The organism is Xanthomonas sp. F1 (genome assembly GCF_014199855.1).
On the sequence record NZ_JACHOK010000001.1, the window covers coordinates 802,395 to 818,076 of the forward strand.

Below are 15,682 nucleotides of genomic sequence, written 5' to 3' on the forward strand. Positions count from 1 at the left end.
CGGCAATGTAGCCCCCGCCCAAACACTGCGGCAAGCAGCACACCGCATGGGCCGGGTGAGCGATCGCCCACAAAAAGACCCAGGCAGCAGGGCTGCCTGGGCCGAAAGTTTTCTATCCCGATTACCGTTCCTGCTGAGGAGGGCAGAGCTGCGGTCCGGTGAAGCTTACGCAGGGTGGAATTAAACCCGCGTTAAGCCAGAACCAGTAGCCAAAGATGCCACTAAGCTACTGATTTCTTTCGCTTCAAGCAGGCTTCGAGGTGTTCGATGACCTTGCCTGCGATATCCAGCCCGCAGACCGTCTCGATGCCTTCCAGGCCCGGCGTGGAGTTGACCTCCAGCACCAGCGGCCCACGCTTGGAACGAATCAGGTCGACGCCGGCCACGCCCAGGCCCAGCGCCTTGGCCGAGCGCACCGCCACCTCCTGCTCGCCGCGGCTGGCCACGGTCCGCTCGGCGGTGCCGCCCAGATGCAGGTTGGAGCGGAAGTCGCCCTCCGGCGCGGTGCGGCGCATCGCCGCCACCACCTGGTTGCCGACCACGAAGCAGCGCAGGTCGGCACCCTCGGCCTCGCCGATGAACTCCTGCACCAGGAAATTGGCGTATAGCCCGCGCAGCGCCTCGACCACGCCACGCGAGGCGCTGGCCTTCTCGGTCAGGATCACCCCGGTGCCCTGGGTGCCCTCGTTCAACTTCACCACGTGCGGCGGCGGGCCGAGCATGGACAGCAGATCGCCGGTGTCGTCCGGGTTGTCGCCGAACACGGTCATCGGCATGTCGATGCCCTTGGCCGCCAGCAACTGGTGCGCACGCAGCTTGTCGCGGGCGCGCAGGATCGCGTCGGACGGATTGGGGGTGCAGACCCCCATCATCTCCAGTTGCCGCAGCACCGCGGTGCCGTAGCGGGTCACCGAGTTGCCGATGCGCGGGATCACCGCGTCGTAGCCGGTGATCGGCTTGCCCTTGTAATGCATGGTGAAAGCACCGGCGGCGATGCGCATGTAGCAGCGCAGCGGGTCCAGCACCCGCACCGTGTGCCCGCGTTCGCGGCCGGCCTCGACCAGGCGCCGGGTCGAGTACAGCTTGGTGTTGCGGGACAGGATGGCGAGCTTCATCGAAGGCGGCGGCGGTGGCAGGCCCGGCATCATACGTCGCGCCACCGGCGCTGCGATGCCGCGCGTCGCCGCAGGTGCCGACGGCGCCACAAGGCCAGGATGCGCGGTGATCGCCGTCACCCGCGGTCCGCGCGCTGTCCCACAGCCGACACCGGACCGCCCCGAAACGTTCACAAAACCGTTGCATCGTGGCGGGCGGGCCGCGTACCGGCCCGGTGCCGGCTGCCCGCGCCCCGCGCGGCAGGTCCGGAACGTCTCCCCCTCATGATTGGTGACTTTCGATGACCCCCACTTCCAGATCCTTGCGCCCGCACGCGCTGGTGCTCGCCGTCGTGTCCGCCCTGCCGGCCTTCGCCGCGCTGGCCGAGACCGCGCCGGCCGCCGCCACCGCAACCGCCGATGCGGCGGCCAGCGCGAGCGGCAACGATGCGACGATGCTCGACGCGATCACCGTCGTGTCCAGCGGCACCACCCGCCAGGTGCAGCGCATCACCCGTGAGGACATCGGAATCGCCGCCCCCGGCACCAGCGCGCTGAAGGTGCTGGACAAGTTGCCCGGCGTGCAGTTCCAGTCGGCCGACCCGTTCGGCGCCTACGAATGGTCCACCGCAATCAGCCTGCACGGCTTCGACCAGAGCCGGCTCGGCTTCACCCTGGACGGCGTGCCGCTGGGCAACATGAGCTACGGCGTCACCGATGGCCTGCAGGTGACCCGCGCGATCATTTCCGAGAACGTGGCCTCGGTGGAACTGGCGCAGGGCGCCGGCGGCCTGGGCACACCCTCGAGCAGCAACCTCGGCGGCACCGTGCGCTACTACTCCGCCGATCCGGATGCCGACGCCGGCTTCCGCTTCAGCCAGACCCTCGGCTCCGACAGCACCCGCCGCACCTACCTGCGCGGCGACACCGGCGACATCCACGGCTTCTCCCTGTACACCTCGCTGGTGCACGGCGAAATGGACAAGTGGAAGGGCTACGGCAACAACGAGTACAACCAGGCCAATGCCAAGGCGTTGTACCAGTGGGGCGAAGGCAACCGGGTCAGCCTGTACCTGGACAGCTCGCACCGCAAGGAATACGACATCATGGACCTGTCGCTGACCTCGCAGCGGGTCCTCGGCTGGGACTGGGACTACCTGATGCCGGACTGGAACAGCGCGGTGCAGATCGCCAACGCGCTCAACGGCAAGGGCAGCTACCCGGCCAGCCTCAACGGCCTGCCCGCCGACTACGGCAAGGCCGATGCGTCCTACTACTCCGGCGCCGGCCTGCGCCGCGACAACCTGGCCGCGCTCAGCGGCGTGTTCAACCTCGGCGGCAGCGCCACGCTGAACCTGACCGGCTATTACCACGACAACAACGGCGAAGGCCAGTGGACCACGCCGTACGCCGCGTCCTCGGCCAGCGTGCCGCTGTCGATGCGTACCACCGACTACCGCCTGAACCGCCACGGCGTCACCGGCTCGCTGAACTTCACCGTGGCCGGCAACGAGATCGAGATCGGCGGCTGGTACCAGAACGCCAAGACCGTGCAGGAGCGCAACTACTTCCTGCTCGACGGCCCGTTCACCGAGCTGTACTACTTCAACAAGAACGGCACCCTGTTCGCGCGCGGCTTCGCCCAGCACTACGACACCGACACCACCATGGTCTACGCGCAGGACACGCTGCGCCTGCTCGACGAGCGCCTGACCCTGAACTTCGGCGCCAAGAAGCTGATCGTCGATACCACCGCGCAGTCGCAGGTGCCGTCCGCGTCCAATGCCGCTGGCGAGATCAAGGCCGATTCGGACCTGCTGCCGCAGGTGGGCGTGAACTTCAAGATCGACGAGCACCAGGAGGTCTACGCCTCCTACAACAAGAACATGGCCGGTTTCGGCTTCACCCCGTTCCAGGAATCGCAGGCCGCGTTCAACGCGATCAAGGGCTCGCTGGAGCCGGAGACCGCACAGACCTACGAACTGGGCTACCGCGTGCGTGGCGGCGGCGTGGAAGCGTCGCTGGCGCTGTACCACACCACCTTCGACGACCGCCTGCTGGTGACCTCGCCGTGCAGCGCGATCCAGACCTGCTCGGCCACGCTCAACAACGTCGGTTCGGTGCGCAGCCAGGGCGCCGACCTGGCGGTGATCTGGCGTCCGATCGAACAGCTGCGCTGGCTGAACTCGCTGTCCTACGACGACTCGACCTACCAGGACGACTACCTCAACGGCGGCGTGGTGGCCACCTCCGGCAAGCGCGTGGTCGGCATCCCCGAGTGGATGTTCTCCAGCAGCCTGGCCTACGAGAACGCCGGCTGGCATGCCTCGCTGGACGGCAAGTACACCGGCCGCCGCTACATCAGCTATCTCAACGACTCCTCGGTGCCCAGCTACTGGCGCTTCGACCTGAGCGCCGGCTACGACTTCGGCCAGGTCGGCATGTTCCAGAACCTGGGGCTGAGCGCGAACGTCACCAACCTGTTCGACAAGCGCTACTTCGCCACCGTCGGCACCAATGGCTATGTGGTCTCCGACCCCAACGGCTACAACCAGACGCTGATGGCCGGCGCGCCGCGCCAGTTCTTCGTCACCTTCAGCGGCAAGTTCTGAGCCGACGCGACAGCGCCAGGGAAGGCACCATGCGCCGCCGCTGCTCACGCAGCGGCGGCGTGTGCGCTTTGGGCTAGGCAAATGCGTGTTGCGCGACAGGTAACCAGACAGGATGGACCGGCGTTTCGGATCGCATGGGTTAGAAGCGGTCGCGGGGGGGGGGGGGGGGGGGGGGGGGGGGGGCGGCCCCCCCCCCCCCCCACCCCCCCCCCCCCGCCGACCCCAAAACACCCCCCCCCCCCCGGCGGCGCCGCCCCAAAACCGCGCGCCCCCCCCCCCCCCCCCGGGCCCCCCCCCCCCCCCCCCGCGCCCCCCCCCCCCCCCCCCCGCGCCCCCCCCCCCCCCCCCCCCCCCCCCCCCCCGCGACCATGTACAGCCGGAAACCCGCGTCCGGCGTCGGATTCCCGGGATCGCTACGCGTCGACCGCCCGGCCGATCGCCGGATCGCTCATGCTTGGGCGGCCGGTCTCGATGTGGCCGGCCAGGCGCCGCCGCCATTGCGGCAGAGTCGCACTGTCGATCGTCAGGTCGTACCAGTGGTGCTGCGCCTGCAGCGGCAGACGCAGGACGGTGCGTTCGCCGGCGGCCAGCGTGAGTGCCTGCGCGCCGCCATCGCCGCGATACCCGTCGCGGACCCGCAGCGCGCAGGGCTGCGGGCCGGCATTGGCCAGCGTCAGCAGCAGGCATTGCGCGGCGGCATCGTAGTCGGCCTCGGCCTGCAGACCGGCATCGCCGACACCGTCGCCATGGAACTCGCGCAGGAAGCCGTTGGGCCCGTGCACGCGCAGCGCATAGCCCGTGCCGTTGGCAGCGCCGCGCCACGCACGCGCATCCTGCAGCTCGCTGCCGGCAGCCAACGTGTAGAACCAGGGTCCGGCCACGCCGTCGTCGGCATAGGCATTGAGCGCCACGCCGGCCGCGCCCCGGTTGCGCATGCGCAGGATGCGCGCATCCGCATCCACTTGCAGCCGCACGTCGAAATCGTAGGGCAGCGCGCGCGCCGGGCGCTGCCCGGGTTCCTGCACCGGCAGCCCCTGCTGTGCAGGGCGCTGTGGCGGCGGCAGGGTCGCGGTGGCGTCGATGCGGGCGATGAAGTCGCGTGTGTCCGGCAACGCCACCGGCGCCGGATCGTGGCCGACGAAATCCAGCGTGGAGGTCAGATCGCCAGCGACGGCGCGGCGCCACGGATTGATGTTCGGCTCCATCACCCCGAAACGGCGTTCGAGGAAGCGCAGCACCGAGGTGTGGTCGAACACCTGCGAGTTCACCCAGCCGCCGCGGCTCCATGGCGACACCACCAGCATCGGCACCCGCGGCCCCAGGCCGACCGGTACGCCGTGATAGTCCTCGCCACGCAGGTCCACGTTGCTGGCACCCAGCTCCGGCCGGATCGCCGGCAGCGCCGGCGGCACGTGGTCGAAGAAGCCGTCGTTCTCGTCGTAGTTGATCAGGAACACCGTCTTCGACCAGACCTCCGGCGCGGCGGCCAGCACTTCCAGCAGGCGTGCGCTCAAGGATTCGCCATAGGCAGGCGTCGCCTCGGGATGCTCGCTGAGCAGGTACGGCGCGACGATCCACGACACCTGCGGCAGCGTGCCGGCGCGCACGTCGCGCGCGAACGCCGCCACTAGGTGTTCGCCGCGCGAAGCCTTGGCGTTGTCGGCGGTGGAGCCGGGCACGATGGCTCGGCCACGGCGGTACAGCGGCGACGCACGGTCCAGCTTGCGGAAGTTGGCGAAGTACGGATGGCTGTTGTCGCCGTAGTTGTCGAACTCCTGATACACCTGCCAGCTGATGCCGGCCTGCTGCAGGCGCTCGGAATACGTACTCCAGGTGTAGCCGGAAAAGCGCGGATTGTCGCGCGCCATGTCCGCGGTCCAATTGCCGTCGTCGCGGTTGTTCACCGCCTGCTCGCCATCGTTGCCGACGCTCAGGCCGCTGGTGCCGGTGAACATGTACATGCGGTTCGGATTGGTCGGGCCGAACAGCGAGGCGTGGTAGCCGTCGCAAAGGGTGAACGCGTCGGCCAATGCGTAGTAGAACGGAATGTCCTCGCGCTGGAAGTGGCCCATGCTCATCGCGCTCTTCTGCGCGATCCAGGCGTCGTGGTGCTTCCAGGTCTCGTGCGAGCCCTTCCAGTCGTGGTTGAGATCCTTCATCCACTGCGCACTGCTGGTCTGGCTGTTGAGCCGGAACGGCAGCACATAGCGATCGCTGCCCTTGCGCTCGGGCTGGTACCAGACCGGCTTGCCGCTGGGCAGCCGCAACGGCCGCGGATCGCCATAGCCACGTACCCCGCGCAGGCAGCCGAAGTAATGATCGAAGGAACGGTTCTCCTGCATCAGGATCACCACGTGCTGCACGTCCTGCAGCGTGCCGGTGACCCGCGCCGGCGGCACCGCCAGCGCACTGCGGATGACGCCCGGCAACAGCGGCATGGCCGCGCCGGCCCCCAGGGCCAGAGACGCGCGGGCGAGAAAACGACGACGACTGTGTTCGACCACGGGACGCAGCACCGGCAACGAGCAAATGCTCAGGCGTCGGCCAGCCTAGCGGCTGTGGATGAAGCGGGTTTGACAGTACGTCGGTGGCCGTCGCGACTGGCTCGCGACAAGCCCATCAAGGGCGCGGCACGTCGCATCGCTCAGCGCTGGTTCGACAAGACAATGAGAGAAAGGCGTCATGACCACCCTGATCCTCGCCCGCCATGGGCATGTCGACTGGATTGCACCCGAGCGGTTCCGCGGGCGCGCGGAACTGCCGCTATCGAAGCTTGGCGCACTGCAGGCCGCCGCGCTGGCGGCGCGCGTGGCCCAAAGCTGGGCACCGGATGCGATCTACACCAGCCCGCTGTCGCGGTGCGTGCGGACCGGCGCAGCAATCGCGCAGACGACCGGCGTGCCGGCCAAGATCCTGGACGACCTGTCCGACATCGATTACGGCCAATGGCAGGGGCTGACGCACGAAGAGGTGGCTGCGCGCTGGCCCGATCTCGCACGGGCCTGGTTTGCGACGCCGGATCTTGCCGTGATTCCAGACGGCGAAACGCTGGCGGACGTGCTGGTTCGCGCAATGCGGGTGCTGCACAGGCTCCTGCGCGATCACGGCAGCCAGACCGTCGTCCTGGTTGGCCACGACAGCATCAATCGGGTCATCCTCCTGCAATGCCTCGGGCTGCCGCTGGCGCGCTACTGGCGCATCAAGCAGGAGCCGTGCTGCGTGAATGAAATCGCGATCGAAGCAGGCGACTTCACCCTGCATCGCCTCAACGAAACCCATCACACGCTCGGGCTTCGCGCCTAGTGCCTTCCAACGCCCTTATTTACGGCGTTGGAAGGCATTGCCACAGTTGCTGCTGCCCCTGAGCCAAGCGCAATCCAGGCCGAAACGCCACCAACGGCCCTCTCGCATCATCACGCTCTCGGTCATCCCACTATCGGGCCGCGCGCATCGGGACGACATCGGCCATCGATCGACGCGAGATTGGCAACGGGTGAACTGACAGGCCGGGCCACCGGCCATGAAACAGCGCAGCCCGCGATCTCTAGCCGCCGATGCACAGCAGCAGAGCCATCGCGGCGAGCATGCAGATCCTGACAGGACGGGAACAGTCATCGAGCCAGCCCAATTGGCCGAGCACAGGCGAATTCATCGTCACGACGACGATTTACACCAGGCGCCGCCGTACCCGACCATGAGATTCACCCTCGCTGCTTCGCCAGCGCCGCTGCCTCCGCCACGGCTCTCTCTCGAATGGCAGCCACGTCCCCGAGCGCCGTTCCTTCCGCACGAATCGCTCGCACGTCAGTAAGGCCAATCAGGGACAGGATGGTCTTCAAGTAGGGCAACAGATAATCGTGTTTTGCGCCCTCGCCGTGCGAGTAAACGCCTCCGCTGGCGACGAGCGCGACGACCTGTTTCCCCGCTGGCAAAAGGCCTTGCGACCCCTCTGGCGTATAGCGAAATGTCTTGCCAGCACACACCACGTAGTCGAGCCACGCCTTGACCGAGGCTGGCAACGAGAAGTTGTACATCGACAAGCCCATGACGATGACGTCGGCCTGTTCCACCTCGCGGATCAGTGCATCGCAGAGCGCCGTGGCAGCGACATCGGCCTGTTCCGGCTGCCCCAGATAGAGAGGAAGCATGTCCGGCTGCATCGCCGGCAATGGTTCTTTGACCAGATCACGCTGCACCAACACGGTCGCCGGATGGGCCAGCATGTGTGCTTGCACGTAGGCCGCGACCATTGCACGGGAAATCGAGCCAGACATATTGATGCTGCTGTTGAGAACGAGAAGCCGCGTCATCGGAAAACTCCGTCAGTGGAAGATGCGCTACGCTAACGAAGCGCAAAAACTTAAAAAACTGCTCCCAACCTGATGATGACCATCAAGATTCCAGATGGAGATGCGTTCTCGCTCGACCAGCTGCGCATTTTCATCGCAGCGGCCGACCACGGAAGCTTTTCTGCTGCGGCGCGTGCGCTGGGCAAGGCGCAATCGTTGGTAAGCCACAGCGTGCAACGCATGGAAGAGCAACTGGGCGTGACGCTTTTTGACAGAAGCGCCTACCGCCCTGCGATCACGGTTGCCGGCAGTGCCTTGCTGGCTCGGGCACGTCGCATCTGCGACGAGGTGAATGTGTTCCAGGCACTGTCGAGAGACCTGGCGTCTGGCGCCGAGGCTGAAGTAAGGCTGGCCGTGGACACGCTGTTCCCGATGTGCGACCTCTATCGCGCCCTAGGTGCTTTCAGGGCCGCATGGCCGGCGGTGTCGCCCAGGGTACTGATGCACAACGCAAGCGCGGCGGCGGAAAAGGTGGTGGAACGCCAAGCCACCATCGGCTTGTTGGACGGGACGTCCGAGGTGTACCCCGAACTGGAGGTGGTGACCGTCGCCACCATCCCGATCATTACCGTGGCCTCGACACATCATCCGTTGGCCGCAATTGCGAAAACCGTCGCAGCTGAAGACCTGAAGGATCATGTGCAAATCGCCCTGATCGATCCAGAAGCAAGGTCCAGCGTGGACACGTCCTATCATTCGCCCAATGTCTGGCACATCAACGACCTGGGCGCAGCGTATGGCATGTTACTCGCCGGACTGGGATGGGGCGGAATGCCGCAGCACATGGTGATCAACGATCTCTCATCGGAGCGGTTGGTCGAACTGGCCTCCGAGACCTGGAAATCCGATCAAGCGCTTCGCATCATGGTAGCGAAACGAAAAGACACGGTCCTTCGGCCCGCGGCGGACTGGTTGTGGCGCCGGCTTGCGGGAACTGCGCCCGATCGTCCAGACCCACAAGCGCCCCTGTCCCCATGCATGGAACGCGTTCGATAGCGCCGGCACGCGAGCGCCAACGTGCAGGCGATGGTTTGGTAATCGGCCAGGCCAAGACGGGTCCGAAGCAGCGGATGGAGATCATCGGCAACCTCGCTGCTCGCTTGGACCGCGTCGCGGCCCGCAAAGAAGTCCAATACGCTCCGAAGCACACGACTGATCACCGATGCGAGTGGCATGCCGATCGGACGGGCAGCCCTCCGCCACCGGTTCGACAAGGCACGCCAGGCGGACGTGGCGCAGGGGAGCTCAGTTCCGCGACCTGTGCGCGAAAGCGGGCACGGACAAACCCGATACGACCGGCAACATCCGCCAAGCTCAGGCGCAGTGGCGACACAAGTGGGTCACGAAGGAAGACCGAGATCTACGTGCGCAAGCGCAAGGGCGCGAAGACCAGCCCGACGCGCTGATTGCGGAGCGGACCGGATATTGCGGAGCGGGAAAATTATCCGAGACGCTTGCAAGAGATGGAGCGGGCGATGGGAATCGAACCCACGTCAGTAGCTTGGGAAGCTACAGCTCTACCATTGAGCTACGCCCGCGTTGCCGGTGCAGTCTATGCGCTGGGCCGGGGGTTGCGCAAGAAATCGGCGCGATGCGGGCTGCAGTGCGCGGACGAAAGCGACACGACCCGGCAGGTGCCGTGGAAATGCAGAAGGGCTTCAGTCCCGACGGCTCGAACTCCGAGGCGTCGGGGCTGAAGCCCCTCCCACAACAGGCACTGCTGCCTTTGTACATCCCTCGCCCTACCCTGCCCGGCACGCAGCCGGGCAAGGCGGGGCGGAACCGGGCGGTGCTTAGAAGCTACCGCCGAAGTTCACGAACAGCGAGGTGTCGTGGGCGCGCGACTGGCCGGTGGTGGTGGCGATGCCGACGTTGCTCTCAAAGCCCCACAGCTTGGTCCGTGCGCCCAGCACCACCGACGCGTAGTTGCGGTCGAAGTTGATGCCCGGCACCGCGTACTCACCCAGGTCGGACATGGTCTGCAGCCACGCGGTGGCTTCCTGGTTCTTCTTGAACTCGTGGTCGTAGGTGGCCTGCAGGTACGGCTTCACCGTGCCGGCATCGATGCTGGCCTTCCAGCCGATGCGGCCGACCATCGACTCGACGTCGCGGTCGCTGTAGCCCAGCGCGCTGGAGTTCGGGTTGCTCTCGGTGTAGCCGTCGAGCTTGACCTTCTGCCAGATCGCCGCGGCCACCGGGCCGTGCTTGAAGCTGCCTTCGCCGAACTCGTAGCCGCCCTGCAGCGCCGCGGTCAGGTTGCTGCCGTCCGGCGAGCCCTTGTGCTCGATGGTGGCCGGGCCGAGGTTGACCTTGCGGGTGACGTCGTAGCTCAGCCAGGTGTAGCTGACCTGGGCGTTGACCCAGGCATGCTCGCCGTACCAGCCGGCGAAGCCGCCGAGGGTGCTGTCGTCCTGGGTGTAGTCGCCGCCGCGGTTGCCGAAGTCGGCATCGGTGCGACCGAAGCCGCCGAAGCCGCCGAACACCCACTCGCCACGCGACCAGTCCACGCCGAACAGGCCAGCCGGGGCCATGCCGTCGTACAGGTCGCCGTGCTGGTAGCGCTGCATGTCGCCACGCAGGTTGCCCCACCAGCGCACGCCGTCCGCTTCCGGGCGGCCGTCGACGTGCCAGGCGACCTGGTCGGCGCGCGAGCGGCCGACCATCTGCGCCGAGTGCGTCAGGATCTGCTGGGTGCGCGGACCTTCCAGGATCGACAGCGCGTACTGCGCCAGCAGTTCGTGGGTGCGGCCGGTCGGGTGCACGCCGTCGGCGAACACATAGGTGTCGGCGGCATCGGCGCTGACGTAGCTGGTGGGGTTGCAGGTCAGCGACTGCGCGGTGATCTGCGGCTGGCAGGCGGTGCCGGTGACGTTGGTGAAGCCGTAGGTGCCCGGATTGGCCACCACTTCCTGCAGCAGGTGGAAGGTATCGACCGGGATCACCCGCAGCCCGGCGCTCTTGAGGCCGGAGAACAGCGCGGTGTTGTAGGCGGTGGCCAGGGCGGTGCCCTGCGCCATCGCCACGGCGCCGCCGGCGCGGAAGCGCGGGGTGATGCCGACATCGGGCAGGTTGTTGACCATGACGTAGCGCGCGCCGGCGTTCTGCAGGCTGGCGACGATGCCCACTTCGGCGGTCACGGCATTGCCGATGGTGGTCTGCACCGGCGCACCGCCGGCGATGGCGAACAGGTCGTTGGCACCACCCCACACCGAGTACAGCGCATTCGGATCGGCCTTGCCGCCGTTGGCGGCCAGGTAGTTGCTGGCCTGGGTCGCCAGCGAGGGCGCCACGCCCAGCGCGCTCGGGTTGGCCACGCCGACGCGGGCGTTGCCGGCGGCATAGTCGTCGCCGATCTGGCCGTTGCCGTTGGCGGCGGCGTTGGTGCCGTAGTACTCGGCCACGTACTGCGCCCAGACGAAGTCCGGGTTGGTGGTGAACTGGCCGGTCACCGCACGCACCGAGGCCGGCAGCAGCGGACGGTAGTAGCCGGCGTCGGTCAGGCTGTCGCCGAAGAACACGGTGCGGCTGTAGGTGGACTGCGCGAATGCAGGCGCGGCGGCGAGCACGATCGCGGCGGCGAGCAGCGAGCGGAGCGGACGGATAGACGACGTCATGGAAGCCCTCCCGGGCAGAAATGGAACACGAGAAATGCAGGGAAACGGGGGAGCGGCCGCACCATACGTAGCCGCATGGCCGACATCATTCCACCTCTGCCGGACACGCTCACGTTGCACTGCCGCAAGATTGCGACTCGCACGCCCAAGGCGCGCATTGCACAATGATGGCATGAACATCGAATTGAACGGCAGACAATGCACGCTCGCGCCGGCCACCACCGTGGCTGCACTGCTGCAGGCCGAGGGGCTGGGGCAGCGGCGGGTGGCGGTCGAGGTCAACGGCGAGATCGTGCCGCGCGGCGCGCACGCCGAACACGAACTGCACGCCGGCGACCGGGTCGAGATCGTGCACGCGCTGGGCGGCGGCTGAATCGCGCCGCCGCGCGCAAGTACGCGGACTCGGCAGGGCCGGTGCGATGGGCGATAATCCGCCGATGAACGCTCCCGCCCCCCACGATGCGCTGGTGATCGCCGGCAAACCCTACCGTTCGCGCCTGCTCACCGGCACCGGCAAGTTCGCCGATCTCGAACAGACCCGCCTGGCCACCGAGGCCGCCGCCGCGCAGATCGTCACCGTGGCGATCCGCCGCAGCAACATCGGCCAGAACCCGGGCGAGCCCAACCTGCTCGACGTGCTGCCGCCGGAGCAGTACACCATCCTGCCCAACACCGCCGGCTGCTACACCGCCGAGGACGCGGTACGCACCTGCCGGCTGGCGCGCGAACTGCTCGACGGCCACAACCTCACCAAGCTGGAAGTGCTGGGCGACCAGCGCACCCTGTTCCCGGACGTGGTGCAGACCCTCAAGGCCGCCGAAATCCTGGTCGCCGACGGCTTCGAGGTGATGGTCTATACCAGCGACGACCCGATCCTGGCCAAGCGCCTGGAGGAGATCGGCTGCGTGGCGGTGATGCCGCTGGCCGCGCCGATCGGCTCCGGGCTGGGCATCCAGAACCGCTACAACCTGCTGGAGATCATCGACAACGCCAAGGTGCCGATCATCGTCGACGCCGGCGTCGGCACCGCCTCGGACGCGGCAATCGCGATGGAGCTGGGCTGCGACGGCGTGCTGATGAACACCGCCATCGCCGGCGCGCGCAACCCCGTGCTGATGGCCAGCGCCATGCGCAAGGCGGTCGAGGCCGGCCGCGAGGCGTTCCTGGCCGGACGCATCCCGCGCAAGCGCTACGCCAGCGCCTCCTCGCCGGTCGACGGACTGATCGGGTGAGGCCGCAGGCATGACCGATCCGTTCTCCAGCGCTGGCGCCAAGACTCCGCCGAAACCCTTCACCGTAGAGGAAGGCCACCGCCAGGTGCGCAGCTTCGTGCTGCGCCAGGGCCGCTTCACTCCGGCCCAGCAGCGCGCGTTCGATGCATTGTGGCCGCGCTTCGGCCTGGACTACAGCGGCCAGCCGCGTGACCTGGATGCCACCTTCGGCCGCAACGCGCCCAAGGTGCTGGAGATCGGCTTCGGCAACGGCGCCGCCCTGCGCCACGCCGCGCAGCACGACTCGAGCCGCGACTACATCGGCATCGAGGTGCATGCGCCCGGCGTGGGCCGTCTGCTCAACGCGCTGGCGGAGGACGGTGCCGACCACGTGCGCCTGTACCACCACGACGCGGTGGAGGTGCTGCAGCACGAGATCGCCAACGGCAGCCTGGACGAGGTGCGCATCTACTTCCCCGACCCCTGGCACAAGAAGCGCCACAACAAGCGGCGCCTGCTGCAGCCGGCCTTCGCCGCGCTGCTGGTGCGCAAGCTGCGCGACGGCGGCCGCCTGCACTGCGCCACCGACTGGGCCGACTACGCCGAGCAGATGTGGGACGTGCTCGACGCCACCCCCGGCCTGGTCAACCGCGCCGGCCCGCGCGGCCACGTACCGCGCCCGGACTGGCGCCCGCAGACCCACTTCGAGACCCGCGGCCAGAACCTGGGGCATGGGGTGTGGGATTTGCTGTATGACAAGCCGGGATTGGGGATTGGGGATTAGGGATTGGAGAACCAATCTGCCACCATCCGGATGGGAGGCGTCCGCCATGCGCCACCGCCGCTGACGGCCCCGCTAGACGCCGTCGGCTAATCCCCAATCCCGAATCCCCAATCCCGGCCCCCAATGGATACCGCGCTGACGCTGACCACCGATATGAAGCTCGTGCTCGGGCTGGTCGGCTTCACCATGGCGATGTTCGTGTTCGAGCGGATCCGCGCCGACGTGGTGGCGCTGGTGGTGCTGGTGGTGCTCGGGGTGACCGGCCTGATCGCGCCGGAGGAGCTGTTCAGCGGCTTCTCCGGTAACGCGGTGATGAGCATCATCGCCACCACCATCCTTGGTGCCGGGCTCGAGCGTACCGGCGCGCTGAACCGGCTGGCGTCGTGGCTGCTGCGCCGCGCACGCGGGGTGGAGGAACGGCTGATGCTGCTGACCACCGCCATCGCCGGGCTCAACTCCTCGTTCATGCAGAACCCCTCGGTGATGGCGCTGTACCTGCCGGTGGCCTCGCGCCTGGCCGGGCGCACCGGGCTGACCCTGCAGCGGCTGCTGCTGCCGATCGCCGCGGCGATCGTGATGGGCGGCGCGCTGACCATGGTCGGCAACTCGCCGCTGATCCTGCTCAACGACCTGCTGCAGTCGGCCAACAACAACCTGCCTTCGGGCATGGCTACCATCGAGCCGCTGCGCATGTTCGCGCCGCTGCCGATCGGCGTGGCGCTGCTGCTGGCCTCGCTGATCTACTTCCGCGTGCGCGGCGACAAGGCGCTGGCCGAAGAAGAGCGGCTGATCAACGACGGCGTCACCCCGGCGCGCACCGAGAGCTACTTCGCCCGCACCTACGGCATCGAGGGCGACGTGTTCGAGCTGATCGTCAGCGCCGACAGCCCGCTGGTCGGCATGACCCTGGGCGAGGCCGAGACCGTGCACAACGCACCGCTATTGCTCGCCCTGAAGACCGGCAACGACACCCGCCTGGCGCCGCCGGCGGACATGCGCATCTGGGTCGGCAGCGTGCTCGGGGTGATGGGCGCGCGCCAGCAGGTGGCCGATTTCGCGCAGAACCAGTTCCTGCGCCTGTCCTCGCGCCTGCGCAACCTCGGCGACCTCTTCAACCCCAGCCGCGCCGGCATCTCCGAGGCGGTGATCCCGCCGACCTCGCGCTTCATCGGCAAGAGCGCGGCCGAGCTGCGCCTGCGCAAGCAGGCCGGGATCAGCCTGCTGGCGATCAACCGCGACAAGCAGGTGATCCGCGAGGACGTGCGCAAGGTGCCGCTGCGCGCGGGCGACATGCTGGTGTTCCACAGCATCTGGCAGGACCTGGCGCAGGCCTCGGAGAGCCGCGACTTCGTGGTGGTCACCGACTATCCGAAGGGCGAGCACCGTCCGCACAAGTTCAAGATCGCGATGACGATCTTCGCCCTGACCATCCTGATCGCGCTGACCTCCAGGCTGCCGGTGGCGCTGACCCTGATGACCGGCGTCGCCGGCATGCTGCTGACCGGCGTGCTGCGCATGGACGAGGCTTATGCCTCGATCAACTGGAAGACCGTGTTCCTGATGGCCGGGCTGATCCCGCTGGGCTGGGCGATGGACAGCAGCGGCGCGGCGGCCTGGGTCGCCGGCCACACCATCGCGCGGCTGCCCGAGGGCATTCCGGTGTGGGCGCTGGAGATCGCCCTGGGCTTGCTGACCACCGCGTTCTCGCTGGTGATCAGCCATGTCGGCGCGACCATCGTGATGGTGCCGATCGCGGTCAACCTGGCGTTGGCGGCCGGCGGCAATCCCACCGCATTCGCGCTGATCGTGGCGCTGTCGGCGTCCAACAACCTGATGACCGCCTCCAATCCGGTGATCTCGATGATCACCGGCCCGGCCAACTACCAGCCGCGCGAACTGTGGCGCGTCGGCGGCCCGCTGTCGCTGGTCTACACCCTGGTGGTGGTGCTGATGGTCAACCTGATGTCGATGAGCTGGTGGCACGCGCTGTAGCGCGCCGTCTCGCAAGCCTCTGCCTA

11 protein-coding genes and 1 tRNA gene are annotated in these 15,682 nt (G+C 67.6%); 7 read left to right on the forward strand and 5 right to left on the reverse strand.

The window, feature by feature from the left end; all coding sequences use genetic code 11:
* Positions 1 to 221: 221 nt before the first annotated feature.
* Complete coding sequence (gene rimK / locus GGR71_RS03330; RefSeq protein ID WP_160957297.1) at positions 222 to 1,115, reverse strand: 30S ribosomal protein S6--L-glutamate ligase; 894 nt, start codon at positions 1,113 to 1,115, stop codon at positions 222 to 224.
* Between the two features lie 281 nt (positions 1,116 to 1,396).
* Between rimK and GGR71_RS03335 the strand changes: the two genes are divergently transcribed.
* Positions 1,397 to 3,706: a TonB-dependent receptor family protein gene (locus tag GGR71_RS03335; protein WP_160957296.1), complete on the forward strand. Its 2,310-nt coding sequence runs from the start codon at positions 1,397 to 1,399 to the stop codon at positions 3,704 to 3,706.
* Positions 3,707 to 4,119: 413 nt separating this feature from the next.
* Here the strand turns inward: GGR71_RS03335 and GGR71_RS03340 are convergent, their stop codons facing one another.
* Positions 4,120 to 6,210, reverse strand: a complete 2,091-nt coding sequence (locus GGR71_RS03340; RefSeq protein WP_160957295.1) for a phosphocholine-specific phospholipase C — start codon at positions 6,208 to 6,210, stop codon at positions 4,120 to 4,122.
* Between the two features lie 178 nt (positions 6,211 to 6,388).
* Here GGR71_RS03340 and GGR71_RS03345 point away from each other — a divergent pair, with 178 nt between their 5' ends.
* Positions 6,389 to 7,009, forward strand: coding sequence for a histidine phosphatase family protein (locus GGR71_RS03345; RefSeq protein ID WP_160957294.1), 621 nt, complete (start codon positions 6,389 to 6,391; stop codon positions 7,007 to 7,009).
* Between the two features lie 398 nt (positions 7,010 to 7,407).
* Here the strand turns inward: GGR71_RS03345 and GGR71_RS03350 are convergent, their stop codons facing one another.
* On the reverse strand, positions 7,408 to 8,016 hold the full coding sequence (locus GGR71_RS03350; protein ID WP_160957293.1) for an FMN-dependent NADH-azoreductase: 609 nt from the start codon (positions 8,014 to 8,016) through the stop codon (positions 7,408 to 7,410).
* A 75-nt stretch (positions 8,017 to 8,091) separates the two neighbouring features.
* On the opposite strand from GGR71_RS03350, the gene GGR71_RS03355 reads away from it, so the two are divergent.
* Positions 8,092 to 9,051 carry a LysR family transcriptional regulator gene (locus tag GGR71_RS03355; protein ID WP_160957292.1) on the forward strand — a complete coding sequence of 320 codons (960 nt, stop codon included), beginning with the start codon at positions 8,092 to 8,094 and terminating at the stop codon, positions 9,049 to 9,051.
* 468 nt (positions 9,052 to 9,519) lie between these two features.
* On the opposite strand, the gene GGR71_RS03360 is transcribed toward GGR71_RS03355, so the two are convergent.
* Positions 9,520 to 9,593: transfer RNA gene (locus GGR71_RS03360), tRNA-Gly, on the reverse strand.
* 255 nt (positions 9,594 to 9,848) lie between these two features.
* Positions 9,849 to 11,669 (reverse strand): autotransporter outer membrane beta-barrel domain-containing protein, encoded by a 1,821-nt coding sequence (locus GGR71_RS03365; RefSeq protein ID WP_160957291.1) that lies wholly within the window; start codon positions 11,667 to 11,669, stop codon positions 9,849 to 9,851.
* Between the two features lie 172 nt (positions 11,670 to 11,841).
* On the opposite strand from GGR71_RS03365, the gene thiS reads away from it, so the two are divergent.
* The 4 genes from thiS (at position 11,842) to GGR71_RS03385 (ending at position 15,656) form a co-directional block, all read left to right on the forward strand.
* Positions 11,842 to 12,042 (forward strand): sulfur carrier protein ThiS, encoded by a 201-nt coding sequence (gene thiS, locus GGR71_RS03370; protein ID WP_017914741.1) that lies wholly within the window; start codon positions 11,842 to 11,844, stop codon positions 12,040 to 12,042.
* A 64-nt stretch (positions 12,043 to 12,106) separates the two neighbouring features.
* A complete protein-coding gene (locus GGR71_RS03375; RefSeq protein ID WP_017910410.1) occupies positions 12,107 to 12,901 on the forward strand; it encodes a thiazole synthase in 795 nt (264 codons plus the stop codon).
* 10 nt (positions 12,902 to 12,911) lie between these two features.
* On the forward strand, positions 12,912 to 13,664 hold the full coding sequence (gene trmB / locus GGR71_RS03380; protein WP_160957289.1) for a tRNA (guanosine(46)-N7)-methyltransferase TrmB: 753 nt from the start codon (positions 12,912 to 12,914) through the stop codon (positions 13,662 to 13,664).
* Between the two features lie 123 nt (positions 13,665 to 13,787).
* The gene (locus tag GGR71_RS03385; RefSeq protein ID WP_048490337.1) at positions 13,788 to 15,656 is read left to right on the forward strand and encodes an SLC13 family permease; all 1,869 of its coding nucleotides are present in this window, start codon (positions 13,788 to 13,790) and stop codon (positions 15,654 to 15,656) included.
* Positions 15,657 to 15,682: the final 26 nt, after the last annotated feature.

Bases quoted from the DNA above. Each gene is read 5' to 3' on its own strand.
- rimK (WP_160957297.1), bottom strand. From the start codon at position 1,115: ATGAAGCTCGCCATCCTGTCCCGCAACACCAAGCTGTACTCGACCCGG.
- GGR71_RS03335 (WP_160957296.1), top strand. From the start codon at position 1,397: ATGACCCCCACTTCCAGATCCTTGCGCCCGCACGCGCTGGTGCTCGCC.
- GGR71_RS03345 (WP_160957294.1), top strand. From the start codon at position 6,389: ATGACCACCCTGATCCTCGCCCGCCATGGGCATGTCGACTGGATTGCA.
- GGR71_RS03350 (WP_160957293.1), bottom strand. From the start codon at position 8,016: ATGACGCGGCTTCTCGTTCTCAACAGCAGCATCAATATGTCTGGCTCG.
- GGR71_RS03355 (WP_160957292.1), top strand. From the start codon at position 8,092: ATGACCATCAAGATTCCAGATGGAGATGCGTTCTCGCTCGACCAGCTG.
- GGR71_RS03365 (WP_160957291.1), bottom strand. From the start codon at position 11,669: ATGACGTCGTCTATCCGTCCGCTCCGCTCGCTGCTCGCCGCCGCGATC.
- thiS (WP_017914741.1), top strand. From the start codon at position 11,842: ATGAACATCGAATTGAACGGCAGACAATGCACGCTCGCGCCGGCCACC.
- GGR71_RS03375 (WP_017910410.1), top strand. From the start codon at position 12,107: ATGAACGCTCCCGCCCCCCACGATGCGCTGGTGATCGCCGGCAAACCC.
- trmB (WP_160957289.1), top strand. From the start codon at position 12,912: ATGACCGATCCGTTCTCCAGCGCTGGCGCCAAGACTCCGCCGAAACCC.
- GGR71_RS03385 (WP_048490337.1), top strand. From the start codon at position 13,788: ATGGATACCGCGCTGACGCTGACCACCGATATGAAGCTCGTGCTCGGG.